This window comes from Enterococcus sp. 3G6_DIV0642, from assembly GCF_002140635.1.
Taxonomy (GTDB): domain Bacteria; phylum Bacillota; class Bacilli; order Lactobacillales; family Enterococcaceae; genus Enterococcus_D; species Enterococcus_D casseliflavus.
Genome location: NZ_NGLH01000001.1, coordinates 985,276 through 1,003,513, shown reverse-complemented (window position 1 = coordinate 1,003,513; position 18,238 = coordinate 985,276). Strand labels below are relative to the sequence as shown.

General features: G+C 44.1%; 16 protein-coding genes and 1 other annotated feature. Of the genes, 7 read left to right on the top strand and 9 right to left on the bottom strand.

What is annotated here, in order from left to right; translation table 11 throughout:
- Nucleotides 1-15: 15 nt before the first annotated feature.
- The gene (locus tag A5878_RS04875) at nt 16-1,668 is read right to left on the bottom strand and encodes a peptide ABC transporter substrate-binding protein (RefSeq protein ID WP_086294796.1); all 1,653 of its coding nucleotides are present in this window, start codon (nt 1,666-1,668) and stop codon (nt 16-18) included.
- Nucleotides 1,669-2,229: 561 nt separating this feature from the next.
- Here A5878_RS04875 and A5878_RS04870 point away from each other — a divergent pair.
- Complete coding sequence (locus A5878_RS04870) at nt 2,230-2,682, top strand: DIP1984 family protein (RefSeq protein WP_005225396.1); 453 nt, start codon at nt 2,230-2,232, stop codon at nt 2,680-2,682.
- Nucleotides 2,683-2,917: 235 nt separating this feature from the next.
- On the opposite strand, the gene A5878_RS04865 is transcribed toward A5878_RS04870, so the two are convergent.
- The 4 genes from A5878_RS04865 to A5878_RS04850 form a co-directional block, all read right to left on the bottom strand.
- A complete protein-coding gene (locus A5878_RS04865) occupies nt 2,918-3,634 on the bottom strand; it encodes an NADPH-dependent F420 reductase (RefSeq protein ID WP_086294795.1) in 717 nt (238 codons plus the stop codon).
- A complete protein-coding gene (locus A5878_RS04860; protein WP_086294794.1) occupies nt 3,627-4,688 on the bottom strand; it encodes an LLM class flavin-dependent oxidoreductase in 1,062 nt (353 codons plus the stop codon). The genes A5878_RS04865 and A5878_RS04860 overlap by 8 nt, the downstream gene beginning before the upstream one ends.
- Nucleotides 4,689-4,840: 152 nt before the next feature.
- Entirely contained in the window at nt 4,841-5,203 is a 363-nt protein-coding gene (locus A5878_RS04855; protein WP_086294793.1) for a TIGR02328 family protein, read from the bottom strand.
- A 14-nt stretch (nt 5,204-5,217) separates the two neighbouring features.
- Nucleotides 5,218-6,186, bottom strand: a complete 969-nt coding sequence (locus A5878_RS04850) for an NADP-dependent oxidoreductase (RefSeq protein ID WP_086294792.1) — start codon at nt 6,184-6,186, stop codon at nt 5,218-5,220.
- A 267-nt stretch (nt 6,187-6,453) separates the two neighbouring features.
- Between A5878_RS04850 and A5878_RS04845 the strand changes: the two genes are divergently transcribed.
- Both A5878_RS04845 and A5878_RS04840 read left to right on the top strand, forming a co-directional pair.
- Nucleotides 6,454-7,533: a PotD/PotF family extracellular solute-binding protein gene (locus tag A5878_RS04845; RefSeq protein WP_086294791.1), complete on the top strand. Its 1,080-nt coding sequence runs from the start codon at nt 6,454-6,456 to the stop codon at nt 7,531-7,533.
- Nucleotides 7,534-9,135 (top strand): amidohydrolase, encoded by a 1,602-nt coding sequence (locus A5878_RS04840; protein WP_086294790.1) that lies wholly within the window; start codon nt 7,534-7,536, stop codon nt 9,133-9,135.
- A 117-nt stretch (nt 9,136-9,252) separates the two neighbouring features.
- Here A5878_RS04840 and A5878_RS04835 read toward each other — a convergent pair whose 3' ends face one another.
- From A5878_RS04835 to A5878_RS04825, 3 genes are read right to left on the bottom strand one after another with little or no spacing between them, the layout of a single operon-like run.
- Nucleotides 9,253-10,683: a glycoside hydrolase family 1 protein gene (locus tag A5878_RS04835; protein ID WP_086294789.1), complete on the bottom strand. Its 1,431-nt coding sequence runs from the start codon at nt 10,681-10,683 to the stop codon at nt 9,253-9,255.
- A 28-nt stretch (nt 10,684-10,711) separates the two neighbouring features.
- On the bottom strand, nt 10,712-12,583 hold the full coding sequence (locus A5878_RS04830) for a beta-glucoside-specific PTS transporter subunit IIABC (RefSeq protein ID WP_086294788.1): 1,872 nt from the start codon (nt 12,581-12,583) through the stop codon (nt 10,712-10,714).
- Entirely contained in the window at nt 12,573-13,430 is an 858-nt protein-coding gene (locus A5878_RS04825) for a PRD domain-containing protein (RefSeq protein ID WP_074534926.1), read from the bottom strand. Before A5878_RS04825 ends, A5878_RS04830 begins: the two co-directional genes overlap by 11 nt.
- A gap of 720 nt (nt 13,431-14,150) precedes the next feature.
- Here A5878_RS04825 and A5878_RS17475 point away from each other — a divergent pair.
- Both A5878_RS17475 and A5878_RS04810 read left to right on the top strand, forming a co-directional pair.
- Nucleotides 14,151-14,297: a hypothetical protein gene (locus tag A5878_RS17475; RefSeq protein ID WP_005234527.1), complete on the top strand. Its 147-nt coding sequence runs from the start codon at nt 14,151-14,153 to the stop codon at nt 14,295-14,297.
- Between the two features lie 218 nt (nt 14,298-14,515).
- Nucleotides 14,516-15,100: an SOS response-associated peptidase gene (locus A5878_RS04810; protein WP_005225388.1), complete on the top strand. Its 585-nt coding sequence runs from the start codon at nt 14,516-14,518 to the stop codon at nt 15,098-15,100.
- An 82-nt stretch (nt 15,101-15,182) separates the two neighbouring features.
- Here the strand turns inward: A5878_RS04810 and A5878_RS04805 are convergent, their stop codons facing one another.
- Nucleotides 15,183-15,788, bottom strand: a complete 606-nt coding sequence (locus tag A5878_RS04805) for a short chain dehydrogenase (protein WP_086294786.1) — start codon at nt 15,786-15,788, stop codon at nt 15,183-15,185.
- 201 nt (nt 15,789-15,989) lie between these two features.
- Nucleotides 15,990-16,221: a binding site (T-box leader), on the top strand.
- A gap of 49 nt (nt 16,222-16,270) precedes the next feature.
- On the opposite strand from A5878_RS04805, the gene A5878_RS04800 reads away from it, so the two are divergent.
- Together A5878_RS04800 and A5878_RS04795 are read left to right on the top strand one after the other, a co-directional pair.
- Entirely contained in the window at nt 16,271-17,110 is an 840-nt protein-coding gene (locus A5878_RS04800; protein WP_086294785.1) for a MetQ/NlpA family ABC transporter substrate-binding protein, read from the top strand.
- A 138-nt stretch (nt 17,111-17,248) separates the two neighbouring features.
- Nucleotides 17,249-18,160 carry a LysR family transcriptional regulator gene (locus A5878_RS04795; RefSeq protein WP_086294784.1) on the top strand — a complete coding sequence of 304 codons (912 nt, stop codon included), beginning with the start codon at nt 17,249-17,251 and terminating at the stop codon, nt 18,158-18,160.
- Nucleotides 18,161-18,238: the final 78 nt, after the last annotated feature.

Here is an 18,238-nt window from a genome sequence, read left to right as displayed (position 1 = left end):
CAACTATTTTTCCCCTTATTCACTAACATAGGCGGTGCGGAAAAAGAAATGCGCGCCATAAGCTGGGAATTGGATGTCTTTAACATTTGATTTGATCAGATAATTTGAAGCACTTTGGTAAAGAGGGACTTGCGCAGCATCTTGCTCCAACAAAATTTCTTCTGCCGCTTTGTAATCTTCAAAATATTGATCGGGGTCATTGGCATGAACGGTGCGCGCATCTTCCGTCAACGCCGTATATTCTTCATTGACATAGCCGCCGTAGTTAAAGGAAGCGCCGTTTTTGTATAAGATAAAGAACATATCCATGTCACTGCTTCCAGCGATCCAGCCAGAAACGGAAAGCTCATAATCACTATTTGCTCTTGATTGATTCAAGCTGGCACGTGGCTGTTTGTTGATGGAGATCGACAAGCCTGGCAAGTTTTCTTGCAGTTGGCTTTGCAAGTACTCCCCGATTTTTTGACCATTGTCATCATCTGTCACTAATAAACGCAGCGTCGTACTTTCACCAATTTCCGCTTGGGCTTTTTCCCACTCTTCCTTGGCAGCCTCTAAATCATACAGATTATAATCACCGCTATATGCTCGAAAATCTTCGCCAGTATTTGGATTCGCAGCTAATCCAGTAGGGATCAATCCATTTAAAACTTTCGCTCCATCGTTCAACACATTATCCACGAGACTTTCTTTGTCGATCGCCAACGCGATTGCTTTACGCACATGAACATTTGCTAAGGCATCGTTGGCGGTTTTATTGAAGTCTAAGAAAAAGTTTGCCACATCGTTTTGCGTAACTAGTTCTTCATTGTCCCCGTATTGTTGGACGTAGATCCCGCTGATTTTTTGCAAATCAAGGTCGCCGCTTTCAAACAATTGGATCCCCGTATTTTCTTCTTTGATGGTGGAGCCTTTGATCTCCTCCAATTGAACGACATCAGCATCGTAGTATTGGTCGTTTTTCACTAGCGTCCACTCATCTCCAGTCTGTTGCCAATCGGTTAAAGTAAAGGGACCAGAATACAACAAATCTTCACTTGTCCGGGCATAGGTCTCGCCTTTTTCTTCAACAAAGGCTTGATTTTGCGGTGCCAACCAGCCGATGGAAATCAAGGATAAAAACGAAGGCTGCGGCTGCTCCAACTGCACGATAAAGGTCGCGTCATCTGGGGTTTCCAGACCAATCATTTCTACGTCTGCATTGCCTTCACGAATGTCTTTACTATTGACTACATTATCCAACAAATAGGCATTTGGTCCCATCGTTGCTGGATCAACTAACTTTTTCCACGCATAAGCAAAGTCAGCCGAAGTGATCGCTTCGCCATTGCTCCATTTCGCATCGTCTCGCAAAGTAAAGGTATAGGTTTTGCCATCTTCACTGATTTCGACTCCTTCTGCCAAGCCTGGAACTGGTTCACTGTTTTCATCGAAACGATAAAGCCCTTCGAATAAATGTTGTACGATGGTAAACGTTGCTTTATCCGTCGTTTGAGTCGTATCGAGAGTCGTCAGCTCAGCTGGTAGACTCACCGCGATCGCTTGATTCTGCGCTCCGTTAGTTTCAGCCTCTGATCCCTCGGTATTTCCTGTTGTCGTGCAGCCAGAAAGGGTCAACCCAATCACTCCTGCTGCAACCAATAAACGCTTCTTCCAGATCATTTTCATTCTTCCTCCTATGTGATTGCGCAACCAACGCAAGTGTTTTTCATGACAGCAAAAAACGCATTCAACGATAAAAAGAAAAAACCTCATCCCTTTGCTTATCAACTTTGACAAACAAAGGGACGAGATTTTCGTGTTACCACCCTTTTTCGCACCACTCTCACAAATGGCACCTCAACAGTACGCTAAGATACTTGGCACGGTAACGGCTGCTTTCCGTCTGATTTGCGTGAACAAATCAGATCACTCAGAGCTCATCTTCACTTTTTTTCTGCTGCCCTTTCTCACCATCCGGGTTCTCTTCTAACAGATTCCAAAGCTACTCTTCTCTTCATCGTCTTTCTTTTTATCTAAAAAACAGGTAAATGACGTTTTTTTGTCTATTTCATGATTGTTTTAAAGTATACTATTGGTGTTTTTGGAAGTCAACAAGAATTGCGAATATTCAGTTTTTTATGATTTTTCTATCAGAGCTTGTTTTGCGTCTTACTTGCCTTTCGTCACGTTCTTCTCTAGGATAAGAACTAGATAAGCCTTCTCATTTGTAAAAAGGAGTGTGCCAAAATGAAATTAGCAGAAGCGTTACTTTTAAGACGAGATTTGAACAATCGTCTGTTTCAATTGCGCAACGAAATCTCTAGCAGTGTGTTAGTCCAAGAAGGCGATACCTTGGATCGCAGTATCACAGAATTGTTCAAGGAATACGATGAGATCAATCAACAGTATTCAGAATTAGTCGTAGCCATCAATCGGAAAAATGCGACTGCCTCTTTAGCAGATAGTGCGTTATTGCTGATGGAAGCACTAGAACAGCGAGAACAGCTGCGCCGCAAGCATGCACTGCTTACGCAAGCACTGGATGAAACCAAAGCAGCTCCCCGAATGGGTCGCAACGAAATTCGACTGGTGCGCACGATCGATACAAAAACGCTAACGGAGCAATTGAATGCGACCGCCAAACAGCTGCGAGAATTAGATGGAAAGATCCAACAAACCAACTGGCTAGTCGATCTTTAACAAACATGGGTGGGTGTCAAAGGCGAGCACAAAGCAGGTACAGGCTGATATGTACACTATGGATCGTCTGGCAGAGACGTAAACGTAACAACCACTGCTTACGAATCACAATCGTAACAATCACATTGTATTTTTTAGCGACCACGTGCTGATTTGACTGGATGGGAAAAACCCTCTTCTTTTTTGAGAAGAGGGTTGTTTTTGTCGTATCTAGTCGTACATTGATGCGGCTCTTTTACTGAGGAACCTGCTGCTTGTTACTCACAGCAGAAGGACGCGCCAGAAACGCTTGCCCTTTCTCACTGCTCCAAAACGCCTTCATCAATGCCGTCAATCCCTCTTTGGTTTGATTGGCACCAAAGAAAGGACTGCCGGGTTCTAACATGATGCCATTAGCTAAAGCACCGATAGGAAAGGGATCAAAGCCGAAGGCAGCAATGATTTCTGCTGTCTGATCGAGGGCGGTTTGGTCATCGCCAGCAATGGCGATGGCTTTTTTGGCAGTTCCTTGAGCAGCTGTTCTCGTCAGCAAGGATTCCTCTTGGATATCGTGGTACCCCATATGATTGAATCCTTTGACTACTTTACTTTGGGAAAAATAGCGTTGCACACGTTCCGAAGAAGTCTGCTCGATGGATGAGTATTCTGTTTCTTTGCCATCGACTTCCCACCAATAATTCATGGCATCGATCACTAGCTTGCCAGCCAAAGCTTCTGCTGGCAGCTGTTGGTACTTACTCAATGGGATTGCCAAAATGATCGTTTGGGCTTCTGTCATCACTTCAGCGGCATTTTTTGCGATCGCTCCCGGAGCCAACACAGAAACGGACAAGGCGATTTTTTCTGCTGGCTTCGTACTAGCGATCAAGACCCGATAGCCCGCCTGGGCACCAAGATTTGCGAGCGCTAAGCCTAACTTTCCTGCGCCTAAAATACCGATGGTTTTAGGCATTGCCATCACCTGCTGCCAACAATTCTTTCACCCGTGGAATCACTTTGGTTCCATACAATTCAATCGTTTTGAAACGGTCTTTTTGCAGCTGTCCGCCAGTACCGTAAACCAGATCAAAGCGTTCTACACCGACTTGCGGCATCATACGGGCAATTTTTTGCGCCACGGTTTCTGGACTGCCTACATAGTAAGAACCATGTTCGACTTCAAAGTCAAAGCGCTCTTTGCTCATGGCTGGCCAGCCGCGATCAAGACCGATTTTGTCCATGCTCTTTTTAATGTAGTTCCAGCCGATTTCATAGGCTTCTTCGTCGGTGTCGGCGATCACACCATGGGAGTGCATGCCGATTGGCAAAATCGGTTGTCCCAGTTGCCGCGCTGCCTTTTTATACAGATCAACATAGGGCGCAAAACGAGCAGGTTCGCCACCGATGATCGCTAACATAACGGGAAACCCATAACGGACGGCACGAATGATCGATTCAGGGGTTCCACCGACACCTACATAGGTATCTAATTGGTGTCCCTCAATTTTTGGAAAAACGTCGGCATTTTTTAAGGATTGCGTGAACTTGCCTTCCCAAGTTAATGGTTTGCCTTTTCTCAGTTCACTAAACATCGCTGTTTTTTCTTCAAATAGTTCTTCATAATCTTGCAAGTCATAGCCGAATAGAGGGAATGATTCAGTAAAAGATCCTCGTCCCAGCATGATTTGTGCACGACCGTTCGATAACGCGTCAACGGTCGCAAACCGTTCGTAGACCCGCACGGGATCATCCGAACTCAAGACAGTTACACCGGTACCTAATTTGATGGTTTTGGTAACCATCGCTAAAGCCGCTAGTACCGTATCAGGACTTGAGATCGAATATTCTTCCCGATGGTGCTCCCCTAAGGCAATGACATCGATGCCGACTTCATCGGCTAATTTTCCTTCTGCCACGATATTGCGCAACGATTCGCTGTAACTGATCCGTTCTTTCGTTGTATCATCAAAGGCTAGATCGCCAAACGTATCTAACCCAAATTCAAGATTTCTGTGATTGATGGTCATTTTCTTTTCCTCATTTCTCATTACTGATTCTCTGTTCTCACTATAACAAGGAACAAAAAAAGTTGCGAACAATATGCTTACTTTTTGTAAGTTGTCGATTTTAAAGCAAAAAAACACTTTCCCGAACAAAAATTCAGGAAAGTGTTTGGTCTTTAAAGATAGATTCCTTTACTATGGAGATTCACTAAGCATTCTTCCAAGTATGCTTCATCATGTTCTGGAAAGATCGGCGTAGTCAAAGGAACAGCTTGAACGGAGGGTTCCAGCGGCAGATTTTTGCCACGATACGCTGGATCGTACCATTCAGGTGCTGGCCGATAGCCTCGACAGGTCATTTCATCCAGTACTAACTGATGGTATTGAAACAATTTATAGGGCGGATGGGTAAAAACGTAATCGACGGTTGCGTGCTTTTTACCCCAGCCTAGCCCCCGCAAGGCTGCTGCTTCACGATGCTGGCCTAACAGCTGCTGCCGAGGCAAAGCAGGTATCAGTGCTTCATGCCATAAGCGCATCGGTTCAGCCTCCTTTATTCTGCGTCTTGGCTGATGAAATTGTCTTGGTTTTCAATAACGATCTTGCCGACTGCATGGTGTGTCTCACTCAATGCGTGGGCATCGTAAATCCCTTGTGCCGTCAATGGGAAGGTTGCACCGATGACACTGTTGACTTTTTCTGCTTCGATCAGCTCTGTCAATTCTGCCAATTGTTTGCCGTTGGTTCGTAACCAAACTGCTTTGGCGAAGATGTCTTTTTCTTTTGCCAAGTCTTCGTCTTCAATACTCAAAATCGAGATCAGACGGCCCTTTGGTTTCAAGACAGTGAAACTTTTCTTCTGGGTGTCGCCCCCCATCATATCAAAGACCAAATCGATGTCTTGCAAGACTTCTTCAAAATCTGTCGTGTGGTAATCGATGATCTCATCGGCACCAAGTTTTTGTAATAACTCATGGTTACGAGGACTAGCCGTCGTGATGACGTAAGCGCCAGCTGCTTTTGCTAGTTGGATCGCATAGGTACCAACTCCGCCTGCTCCGGCATGGATCAAGACTTTTTCCCCTTCTTTTAAACGACCGTGTTCAAACAACGCTTGGTAAGCAGTCAAACCAGCTAATGGCACTGCAGCTGCTTCTGCGTAGTTTTGGTTTTCTGGTTTGATCACTGCTAACTCAGCATCCACGATGGCGTAATCAGCATACGTCCCAAAACGAGTCGTTTCAGGGCGGGCATAGATCGCATCACCAACTTTGAACTCTGTCACGTCAGCACCTATTTCTACGATATCCCCTGCGACATCCCAGCCTAAAATAATTGGGAAGTCCCACGGAAACATTTGTTTTAAATAGCCTTCTCTTAATTTCCAATCGATCGGGTTGATGGACGTTGCGGCAACTTTGACTAATAATTGATTTGCTTTTAATTCTGGTAATTGGACCGTTGCTTCTTTTAATTGGTCTTTTCCACCATAGGCTTCAATAACGACAGCACGTGTTTCCATTGATGCTTCACTCCTTACATTCATTCTTCATCAAAGAGAGGTTCCTGTTTTTCCATCCCTTGATTTCTCACTTCCCTAGCTTAGGCAAAAGGAAGGAATTTGACAAATGATATGTTTGGAAACTGCCCCAGCCACCTGGCCGTTCCTCCTTCAAAGCCTTGAAAGAAACGGGTTTATTTTTTCTTCACTTTTTTATTGCCTTTTCTTTAAAAATCAATTACGCTACTCAAGAAATACGAAATTGTAGAGAAAGAAGGAATTGATGAATTGAAAAGGTTGTGGGTGTTTTTTGGCGGTGTGATCGGCATCACCGCGTTGCTGTTTTTAGGTGCTTCGGTGTTAACGAAAGAATCGGGGGCAGCAACGTCGTCCGACAAAAATACAGTGATTATTTACAATTGGGGCGAATATATTGACCCCGAATTGATCAAAACATTCGAAACTGAGACTGGTTACTCAGTGATTTATAATACATTTGACTCCAACGAAGCGATGGAAACGAAAATCAAACAAGGCGGCTCGCGCTATGATTTGGTTTTCCCTAGCGAATCGATCATTCCGAAAATGATCGAAGAAGGATTGTTAGTGCCTTTAGACCATCAGAAATTGACGGGAACGGAAGATCTGTCGCCTTTTTTGATGGATCAAGCCTTTGATCCTGACAATACCTACTCAATCCCCTATTTTTGGGGCACGATCGGAATCATGGCAAATACTGAAGAAGTTGATGTTTCTTCGATCCATGGCTGGAGTGATTTATGGGACCCTGCATTTAAAAATGATTTATTGATGGTGGATGGTGCTCGCGAAACCTTAGGAATCGCGTTACAGACGCTCGGTCTTTCCCAAAATGAAAAAGACCCGACCAAGGTCGCCAAAGCCTTGAAGAAGCTGGAAAGTATCCGTCCCAACGTCAAAGCAGTTTTGACCGACGAGATCAAAACCTTGATGATCAACAACGATGCCCCTTTAGGAATCGGGTATTCGGGCGATGCCGCTTATGTGATGGCGGAAAATCCTGCCGTCACCTATATCATTCCCAATGACGGCGGTGCGATTTGGACAGACAATTTTGCGATCCCGAAAACCGTTGGCAATCTTGAGGGAGCCTACGCCTTCATCAATTTTATGCTGCGACCAGAAAATGCCGCACAAAATGCCGAATACGTGGGCTACGCCACGCCGAGTGAAACGGCCAAAGCTATGCTGCCAGCAGAACTGACTGCTGACAAGGCTTTCTACCCTGAGCCAAGTGCGATGGAACAAATGGAACATTATGAATACTTAGGAAAAGAAGCGGTTGAGCTTTACAACGATCTTTTCCTTGAATGGAAGTTGGGATTATAATTGTCACTATTACTAAAATCTGAACACATCTTTGATACCAAAACAAAAACGACTTTTGCGGGCTTTCTCCTGATTGAAGACCAGAAAATCACGGCTGTGGGTCCTCTTTCAGCGCTGCCAACACTTGCTGAAGACACCCAGGTCATTGATCTCAAAGAACAAATGATCATCCCAGGCTTTATTGATGCTCATGTTCATTTTTATCTTTCCGCATTACTCCATCAAGGGGCACTGACCCATCTTACGGGAGTGACAGAAGAAGCCGTTGCCCAGCAAGTGCCCGCCTTGCCCATCACCCATGGATGGAAAATCGGCATCGGCTGGTTCAGCAGTGATTTCGGCCAGCAAGTCTACCCGACGAAAGATACGATCGACAACTATTGTGCCGATACGCCTGTCATGCTGATTTCCGGTGATGCCCACAGCATTTGGTTGAATAGCCAAGGGATCGCTGCTTTAGGGATCACACCTGAGAACTTGCCAACGGGGATCAGCGGGGAGGCATTGCTTGACGAAAACAGCGGACAACTAAGCGGCTGCTTTTTAGAAGCGATCGCCATTCATTATTTAGCAAAGGTCTTGCAGTCATTCCAAGCACAAAGCCCTGCTGCTTTTCTGACCTATATGAAACAGCTCAATCAATACGGCATCACGACGATCGGCGATGTTGCCTTGACAGGAGAAAGCTGGGACGATCTGGTCTATCCCACTCTTTATCGACAAACGGAAGCAGAAGCGACCTTGCGCGCTGTCTTTTATCCAGCCATGCGAGAAGACATCACGCAACTAAAAGAAACTTACCGTACTTATCGCTCCGAAAAAGTACAGATGGGCGGCGTCAAACAATTTTTTGACGGCGTGACGAGTACGCACACGGCTTTTTTAAAAGCGGAATATGAAACACCGTATTTTGCTGGTGATGTCGGGATGCCGTTGATCGATGTCCAACGGATGCGCCGCTTTATTTTACAAGCCAACCAGCAAGACTGGCCGATGCGCATCCATACCATCGGTGATGAAGCGATTCGACAAGCACTCCTCTTTTATCAAGAAAGTGCTGCTCACCCGCTTTCTAAGGGCAAAGCCAATACCTTGGAACACTTGGAAGTGATGGATGCCGCTGATCTGTCACTAGTTCGCCAAGAACAACTGGTACTCTCCGTACAGCCTAGCCATTTATTAGTCGGCTATGAGACCCTCGATGAAGAAGTAGGACCTCAGCGTGCCAGTCAAATGTTTCCTTTTCAGTCCTTTCTAGAGCAAGGCGCAACCTTGGCTTTTGGGACTGATACGCCAGTCGTGATCGACGTGACCCCTTTAGACTCGCTGTATTATGCGGTTGCTCGGCAAGAGAAAAACGGCCAGCCAGCAGGCGGATTGATGCCACAAGAAAAAATCTCCATCGCCGATGCCCTCTATGCCCACACCGCAGGTGCCGCCAAAGCCTTGAGTCGGCAAGATATCGGTCGATTAGAAGTTGGCTGTTTAGCCGATCTTTGTATTTTGTCCCAAAACATCTTGCCTTTGACTGCCGAAGAATTGCTTCAAACGACCGTTGAAGCGACCGTATTTGATGGGCAATTTGTTTATCGGCGTAATTGACATGAACCACCGATAGGGACCACGCGTGAGCTACGCGTGGTTTTTGTTTTGTACACGCTGAAATTGATGCGCAAAAAAACTCCAGCACTTGTTCACCGCAAGTACTGGAGTATTTAATCATAAGCCGTTTCGTTCAATCACTTTTTGATACCAATAGAAACTGTCTTTTTTCTTTCTATCTAAAGTCCCTGTCCCGTCGTCATATTTATCCACAAAAATGATGCCATACCTTTTTTTCATTTCTCCTGTAGAAGCACTGACAATATCAACGGCACTCCAAATCGTGTAACCAATCAACTCGACACCATCATCGATGGCTTTCTCCATTTCAGCAATATGCTTTTCTAAATAATCGATGCGATAATCATCATGAATCTGTCCATCTTCAGCAAGAGTTTCTGAAACCCCGATCCCATTTTCCACGATCATCAATGGCAGTTGGTAGCGATCATAAATATCATTCAACGCAATTCTCAATCCTACTGGATCAATCATCGCATTCCATTCCGTCTGCTCTAGATAAGGATTATTTACGCCAGAGCCGCCAATCATGCTGTGTCCATTTTTGGTAACTTTCTCATCTGCAGAGACACAAAGTGTTAGATAGTAACTAAACGTGTAGTAATCCACTGTTCCCTTAGCTAGGATCGCTTGATCTTCTGGTGCAAACTCGATTGCAAAGCCATGATCAGCAAAATATTTCTTTGCATAATAAGGATATTTCCCTGTGACCTGCACATCGCCACAAAATTTCGAATGCATATTTTCTTCTTGTTTGGCTAGTAATACATCATTTGGATGGCTGGTATAAGGATAGCGTGGCATATAAGAAATCATACAGCCGATTTTCAGATCTGGATAGTGTTCATGTCCGTAAGCGACAACCTTTGCACTGGCAACAAATTGATGATGCAGGGCTTGGTAGCGTTGCTGTAGATTATCCGGCTGATTGATAAACTCAGATTCACCAACTTGAAGTCCCAGTGATAAAAAGTTTCCGATACTTAAAGTGGCCGTGTTGATTTCATTAAAAGTGATCCAATAGTTTACTTTTTCGTGATAGCGTTCAAACAGCACCGCCGCATATCTCGCATAAAAGTCGATCACTTCACGACTCGCCCAACCATTGTATTCTTGGCTCAAATATGCGGGAACATCAAAATGAGCAATGGTTACAATTGGTTCAATCCCGTACTTCCGACACTCGTCAAACACACGATCATAAAAGGCCAGGCCTTCTTCATTCGGTTCAGCGTCATTGCCCTTGGGAAAAATCCGGGTCCAGTTGATAGACATACGGAAAGCTTTAAATCCAGCTTCTGCAAACAACGCAATATCTTCTTGATAATGATGATAAAAATTAGTTGCTTCGTGGCTTGGATACAACAACTCTTCTTCAATTTTTGCTGTGATTTTCCGAGAAGTCGTATGGCTGCCACCACTGATCAAGTCAGCACAAGCGAGCCCTTTTCCGCCCTCATTATAGCCGCCTTCATATTGGTTTGCCGCCGAAGCGCCGCCCCATAAAAAATGTTTTGGGAAACTCATTGCTGTCATCCTTTCTTCTTTCTAATGGTTAAAAAATGGCTAATAACTGATCGCCAGCTTGAATTTCTTGATGTTGGGCAAGTACCACAACATCTAAGAAGTCTGCCGTATTAGTAACAGTGATCATAACGGTATCTTCATACCCTGCCTGAGCGATTTTTTCTGAATCAAAATGCAATAACGTTTCTCCCACTGTGATTAGATCACCTTCATTGACTAGTCGTTCAAAGGCACTCCCTTGCATATTCACCGTATCGATACCGATATGGATCAGTAGTTCAATCCCCTCGGTACTGGTAAGTCCAATCGCATGATTCCCTGGAAAAACGGCAGAAACCTGTCCCGTAAATGGTGCTATCACCTGTTGATCGTGTGGCTTAACTGCAATTCCTTTACCTAATGCCAATGAAGCAAACGCCTGATCATTGGTTTCTGTCAATGGAACAGCAGTCCCTTTTAAAGGTGATAATACATTTTTTTCAATCGCTGGTTGTTCTTTCTTCGTTTCAGAAGAAACATCAGTTGCTTCGGGTGTCGCATCTTGCGCTCCAGATTTGACTGCTTGTGGCTGATTATTGTTAGGAAAATCTGCATCTTTGACCATGAGCCAGGTGTAGGCAAAGGCAATCGCAAAAGTAATCAACGAGCCGATCAGCGCATGAAACACACTGCTGTATGATGGAAGCGCCACAAATGAAGCAATGACTACTGGCGTATTGATTTTCATCAAACCAAAATAAAGTCCCCCAGCAGCACCCCCAAGGATCATTCCGACAATCGGTTTTTTCAGACGTAGTGTTACTCCGTACAAAGCAGGTTCAGATACACCCATCAAGGCAGTAATTGCTGATGAAAAACTCACTTGTTTAAATTCCGTATCCTTAGCTTTGATTCCAGCCGCTAAACAAATCGCTGCTTCGGCAGCCAATCCAAGCAGCATACCAGGGACGATCAAATCATCATACCCGTAGGTCGCCAGAGAAGTTAATAAAATAGGAGTCAGCGTCGTGTGCATGCCCGTCATTACAAGCAATTGAGCAAAGGCACCCATAAACAAGACCGCTAACGGACCAAAATTGTTTGTTAAGTAGTTCAAAAACTGTGACACATAGTTACCGATCGTCACACCTAATGGTCCGATTAGTAATAGAGCCAGCGGTGTGATCACGATGATAGCAATCAAAGGACGTAGAATAAATTTGACACTGTTCGGTAAAATCCGATCGGCAAACCGATAAACATAAGACATAACCCAGACACTTAATAAGACTGGTAAAACGGAGGCATTGTAGCTCACATTCGGTACGAGTAACCCAAATAATGAGATTCCTCCTTCTTGGCTAAGAAGTGCCGTCAATCCAGGCATCACAAAAATCGCTCCGACGTAGCTTCCTAAGAAAGGATCAATTTTTAATCGTTTGGCAACAGAATTTCCTAAATAAACGGGAATGAAAAAGAAGGCTGCTTGTGATACTTGATACAATACAAGATACGTATCATCAGTTGCTGCTAAAATGCCTGATAACTCCAACAGTGAAAGGACCACTTGCAGCATTCCTCCAGCTGCAATGATTGCAATCATCGGTGTAAAACAGCCTGCGATAAAGTCAAGGAGTCGTGAGATGATCGATTGATCGCTGCTGCTTTGATCAGCCGTCGTTTCTATCGTCGGAAGTTGCGCGTATACGCTCGATACATCCGGCCCAATAATCACTTGGTATTGACCATTTCCCTGAACAAGTCCAGTCACTCCTTTTAGCTGTTTGATTGCTTCACTGTCAGCTTTTTTGTCGTCGGCCAGCGTGAAACGCAGTCTTGTTGCACAGTGGGTCACGTGCTGGATATTTTTACCACCGCCGACATTTTCATAAATTTCATTGGCTAGTTGTTTATAGTCCATTGTTTTTCTCCCTTTCTCCTTGTTCCGTCAATTTCTGGATATGGAGTGATAGATAGATTTCTTCATTTTCTGAGATATTGATATCATACGTATTTTTGATATAAACCTTGATTTTTTCCACACAGTGAAATGCTTGCGGATACATCTTTTCAATTTGTGCATAGAGCGTCGACGCTTCATAGCTGGGAAGTGTATGATTGATCACATTTTGTGCGAAATAGTGCAGATGCGTGACAAAGCGAGAATAATGGAAACTATTCTCATCAAAATTTTGTTTGTACTCATACTTTACGATCGTCAGTACGTCTTCTATAAACTTCGCGATTTGATTGGTAACCGCCATATCCTTCTTTTGTGATTGGACATTTACAAAATGCAATGCGATGGAGATCGCTTCTTCTGTTGGTACATCGATCGCTAGTTCTTGCTCCATAAGCTGGACAGCATACACCCCAATGGCATATTCATCGGGATAAAATCGCCGAATATCCCATTGCAAAGGACTATGAAAAGTCATTTGCTGCTTGATCCGATGAACAGTGAAATCAATATGATCCAGCAAAGTCAAATAAATATAGTCGCTGACTGCTAAGCGATAATTCTGTTTGGCATAAGCCACAATTTTAGCAACGATCGCTACGTATTTCGGATCGCATTTTCCTAATTGATAGCTAAAATGTTCCAGCATTGCATGGGTATCCAATACAAAAATCTTTTCAAAATCTTGTTCTTCTACATCATCTCCTACCTTCTTATTGAAGCTGATGCCTGTAGAAAATCCGATAATTTCATTGCTGCCTTTCTTTAGTAAGACAACATTATTATTTAAAAACTTCTTTATTTTCATGATTTCCTCCACCTTAAAAACACTAAAAAACCTCATACTCCACCTTTGGTGGAATATGAGGTTTGCCTTCTTACAGTAACACGCCTCTTGGTCACAGCACTTCTGTAACCGTTATCTAATTACATCGGTATCATAGCACTTCAAAAAAAACTTGTCAATCGCTTCCTTAAAATTTTTCACACGATCGGTTAAGCCCCCGTTAAGCTTCTCACAAAAGCTGCCTTTGTCAGACGGACATTTCAAGAACAACTTTTGCTTTTTTATTCCCCAAAAACCAGCAACTTGCCAACACAATAAACAACAAGCTTCGTGCTTATATAGCGCTTGAGTCATCGTTTCTTCTACAAATCATTTTTTGAGGGGAAAATGTATCAATAACACGCAAAAAACGAAAGTAGCTTCTATTCTCTACTTTTGACACATATCTTAGTTATTCCTCGATTGGTCTATTTGTTGAAATGCCAAAACAAAATAGCTTTCATTCTTTGTCCTTCTATGCTGGAAAGCAAGTAGCAGAAATTTTATACGTTTACATTCCTTCGTCTTTCCTCCAAATGCGCATTAGTCTATTCCACCCCCTTACTTTCTCCTTCAATCGTTTTTTAAACCTTTGAATAAATTCTTAATAAAATAACTAACAAAAAATAAACTTTTACTATATCCCTTGAATGTAAGCGGTAAATTTGTTATTATTACCAAGGATAAGGAGGTGTTTATCTATTGTATGCGATTAAAATCTTTCATGGTTATCTAACCGCCGAAGGAAAAAGAACACGGGACAAAACAATTGCATTGACCTATACTTGCAGAGAAGATGCTGAACGTTTCGCAAATAAAATCGGCGGGAGAGTTAAAAAAATTGGCTAACCAACTAGAATAAAAAAGGCTGTCAACCTCAGTAGGTGACTGCCTTTTTTTGTTATCTGATTTCCAACAAATCAAGCGATACTCCTGACTTTTTACATATGTTTAAGATCCTTTTCTTGTTGAATCGAGAAGTGAAGCAAGTTAGTTGGTTTTGACGCCTTGAGTCTTTATACTGAAACAAAGGCACCAGCCAATCCAAAAAAAGGAGTGACCCGTCCATGTGCGGCCGATACTTATTTGACCCAACAACTGGCGAATTGTCAGAATATTATCAAGAAGCCGCGGCGAAAGCCCGCAAGCGCCAACAGACTGTCGCTGTCAATGATGTTTTCCCTTCCAATCATGTCGTAACCATCGGTGCAAATCAACAACAACAAGTTGTAGCTGGTGTGACAAGATGGGGCTTTACCGGCTTTAAAAAAGGGCATTTGATGATCAATGCGCGTTCTGAGACCGTTGAAGAAAAACCGACTTTTCGCAAACCTTTCCAAGAGCATCGCTGTGTCTTTCCGATGTCTGGTTTCTATGAATGGAATCATGAAAAGGAAAAGTTTCTTTTTTCGCAAGATCACGTGATTTATGCCGCTGGTTTTTATCGTATCCTTCAAAAAGAGGATCAGATCGAAACCGAATCAATCATTCTAACGACTGCCGCGAACGATTCTGTTGAACCAGTCCATGATCGAATGCCTCTGTTCTTAGAAAAAGAAGCGATTGCTTCTTGGATCAATGACTTGGCTTTTGCTCGCCAACAACTCAAAGCAGAAATGCCCAAGCTGAAAACCCAATTGCTCTCTTCTTAACTGCTTGCTACTTCTTTTTCAGCAGAACAAAAACCGCCAAGTCAGCTTTGATTTGGCGGTTTTTTTCTACTTCTGCTTTTTCTTAATAAACGGTGAAGGTCTTGCCAGTCATGATTCCAAAGACTGCTTTTTGATACGCTGCAAAAACGGGTGCGTCACCAACGGGAATAAAGCCTTTGAAAGAATCGGCGAAGGTTTCCCAAGAGCCCACAAGCGCATTGGGACTGACTGCATTGATTCGTATCCCCTGACCGATCTCAAAAGCTGCCGATGCCACGAAGGCTTCTAAACCGCCGTTGACCAGTGCTGAAGGCGTGCCCATTGGGATAAATTCGTCTTTGATAATTCCAGAAGTCAGCGTGATACTGCCACCTTCATTGAGAAAATGCTGGCCAATCAACGCAAGGTTGACTTGTCCTTGCAGCTTCGAAGCCACCGACTGTTGAATATCTGCTGGCGTCAATTCCTCAAAGGGTTTAAACACTGTGCTTCCCGCAGCGGAAACAATGGCATCCACTTTCCCAGTGGCTGTAAATAGCTGGCTGACACTGTCTGCATCCGCAATTTCGACTTGATGATCGCCGCTGCTACGGCTAGCCGTGATCAGCTCCACCTCTGGTAGCTGCTGAAAGCCTTCAACTAAAAGCTGCCCAAGTGTGCCGGTATGTCCAATCAAAAGTAATTTCATTTGCTCGCCTCTTTTTTTGTTTTGTGTTTCGATTCTAACCCAACTAAGCGATTTCGACCATTCATCTGCTTTTCCTGCTTTTTAGGTCTATTCTTGCCCTTGTCCATTTGTCCCCCTACTACCTGCGTAGTGATTGGAATCACCTATCACGAAAGCAATTGACAACTTTCTCATCTTGTTCTAAGATACTACTAATTTCATACACATGCAGTGAGAAGAAGAGTACGATCCCCCCTTTCTTTCAAGAGAACTCGGAACTGGTGGAAACGAGTAAGGAAGACGATCCGAAAATGACCTTTGAGCATTCGTGGACGAACAATCCCCGACGGAGAAAGCCCGATAGCGCAATGCAGTTTATTTGATGAACTGACTGAGGTTTTTTGTTTCAGCAAAAAACAAACGAAGGTGGTACCGCGAAATGATCGTCCTTCCCAAAGACTATTCTTTGGGAAGGCTTTTTTTATAAAAAAGGAGGAAAAGTTATGAAACGAAAGATTCGATTGGGTGTGGGCTTTGGTTTATTGTCCTTAGTTTTATTTGCCGGTTGTGGCAATCAAGAAGAAGTAACGGGAAATGCCGAGGAACAGCAGACAGAAATCAGATTGGGGACGACACCAGGGCCTTACAGCGAACTGTTTCTCAAAGGAATCAAACCGATTTTAGAAGAAGCTGGCTATACTGTGACGGATATTGGCTTTACTGGGGTCTTGGAAGCGGACATTGCATTGAACGATGGCGAGATCGACTTAAACGTCGATCAGCACACCGCCTATTTAGAAAACTTCAATGAAAACACGGATGCCGATTTAGTGGGTATCACACCAATTCCTACCGTTCCAGCCGGCTTGTATCCTGGCAGAAAGGACAGTTTAACAGCGATTGAAGCAAACGATACCATCGGGATCCCCAATGATCCGTCAAATAGTGCCCGGGCCCTGTTGCTGCTACAAAAAGCCGGCTGGATCGAGCTTGACTCCGAAGTGGCGCCCATTGCCGCGACTTTGAGAAACATTACTAACAATCCTTATGACCTGGACATCGTCGAGATGGATTCTGCCCAAATCCCCCGCAGCTTAGCAGATTTAGACTATGCGGTGATTCCCGGCAGCATCGTTTATAGTGCTGGAATCGCTGCAGAGGAAAGCCTATTAAGTGAAGACATTTTGCAAGAATATGAACTGGTGGCAACGGTAAAAAAAGCCAACAAAGATAGTGACTGGGCACAGGCAGTGGTGGCAGCTTATCATTCTGAAGCCTTTAAAGAACTGCTGGCAGAAGAGAATCAAACGGGTTATTGGTTTATTCCTGAAGAATTGCAATGACCGCTTCACAAGTAGCAATAAGCAGCAACTGTCGTCGTATTTTTTAAAGAAGCTTCTATTACTATAGAAGGAAAAGACATGACTACTATTGATTAGTGGACCATTCCCCGTCTGAATCTTTGTAAAGGAGGTCAAAAATTGAATATTCAACAAATGCGCATCGTGCAAGCGATCGCTGACCATGGAAGTTTTCGTGAAGCAGCCAAACGGCTGTATCTTTCGCAGCCAAGTCTTTCCCAAGCCGTGAAAGAGTTGGAAACAGAATTGGAGGTCCAGCTTTTCGAGCGTACGAATCAAGGCGCCCGCTTGACTGCCGAAGGCTCGGAATTTCTAGACCATGCCCAGCCGATCTTGAGTCAAGTGGCGCAGCTGCAAACGCGTTTTTCCAGCAAGCAAGCAGCGAGTCAAACCTTCGCTATCGCAAGCCAGCACTATGATTTCACGGCTGGAATTTTCAGTGAGCTGCTGCAGGAATTTCCCGACTGCCGCCAGTTTCGCTTATTAGAAACCACGACCTTAAAGGTGATCACGGACGTGCAACAATATCGAAGTGAATTTGGGATCCTTTATTTGAATGAGCAAAACCAAGCAGGATTGGAACGACTGCTGCAAGGCGCCCAATTGTCCTTCGAGGCGTTGGGACGGTTTCGCCCCCATGTCTTTTTACGAGCAGCTCATCCCTTGACAGAAAAAAGGCAGCTTTCCTTAAGAGATCTCGCCCCTTATCCACAAGTACGCTTTTTGCAAGAAGATGAACGCTATTCGTTCTTCTCAGAAGATTTGATCGACTTCGCTCAAAGCCCTCAAGTGGTGCATGTCAGCGATCGAGGCACGATGGTCCAGCTATTACAACAGACGGATCTTTATGGAACCGGCTCGGGGATCGTTGCCCAACCAGAACGCCAAGGCTTGGCTTTTCTTCCTTTGATCGACGCGTCCGAGGGTGAGATCATCCTCATTAAAAAGAACGATCGCCCGTTATCAGTGATCTGCGAGCGTTTCTTAGCAAAATTACGGCATCATCTTACAGCTTTTCCTAGTGATATATAAGCGAAGGCCTCCTCTTCCAACTCCCCATAGATGATTGGCTGCTCCTTCGCATTATATAAAAAATCCTTGAGCCACTTC

Excerpts from the sequence above, each read along its gene's own strand:
- A5878_RS04875 (WP_086294796.1), bottom strand. The coding sequence starts at position 1,668 with ATGAAAATGATCTGGAAGAAGCGTTTATTGGTTGCAGCAGGAGTGATT.
- A5878_RS04865 (WP_086294795.1), bottom strand. The coding sequence starts at position 3,634 with ATGCCTAAAACCATCGGTATTTTAGGCGCAGGAAAGTTAGGCTTAGCG.
- A5878_RS04830 (WP_086294788.1), bottom strand. The coding sequence starts at position 12,583 with ATGGACTATAAACAACTAGCCAATGAAATTTATGAAAATGTCGGCGGT.
- A5878_RS04860 (WP_086294794.1), bottom strand. The coding sequence starts at position 4,688 with ATGACCATCAATCACAGAAATCTTGAATTTGGGTTAGATACGTTTGGC.
- A5878_RS04810 (WP_005225388.1), top strand. The coding sequence starts at position 14,516 with ATGTGCGGCCGATACTTATTTGACCCAACAACTGGCGAATTGTCAGAA.
- A5878_RS04825 (WP_074534926.1), bottom strand. The coding sequence starts at position 13,430 with ATGAAAATAAAGAAGTTTTTAAATAATAATGTTGTCTTACTAAAGAAA.
- A5878_RS04850 (WP_086294792.1), bottom strand. The coding sequence starts at position 6,186 with ATGGAAACACGTGCTGTCGTTATTGAAGCCTATGGTGGAAAAGACCAA.
- A5878_RS04870 (WP_005225396.1), top strand. The coding sequence starts at position 2,230 with ATGAAATTAGCAGAAGCGTTACTTTTAAGACGAGATTTGAACAATCGT.
- A5878_RS04800 (WP_086294785.1), top strand. The coding sequence starts at position 16,271 with ATGAAACGAAAGATTCGATTGGGTGTGGGCTTTGGTTTATTGTCCTTA.
- A5878_RS04805 (WP_086294786.1), bottom strand. The coding sequence starts at position 15,788 with ATGAAATTACTTTTGATTGGACATACCGGCACACTTGGGCAGCTTTTA.
- A5878_RS04835 (WP_086294789.1), bottom strand. The coding sequence starts at position 10,683 with ATGAGTTTCCCAAAACATTTTTTATGGGGCGGCGCTTCGGCGGCAAAC.
- A5878_RS04855 (WP_086294793.1), bottom strand. The coding sequence starts at position 5,203 with ATGCGCTTATGGCATGAAGCACTGATACCTGCTTTGCCTCGGCAGCAG.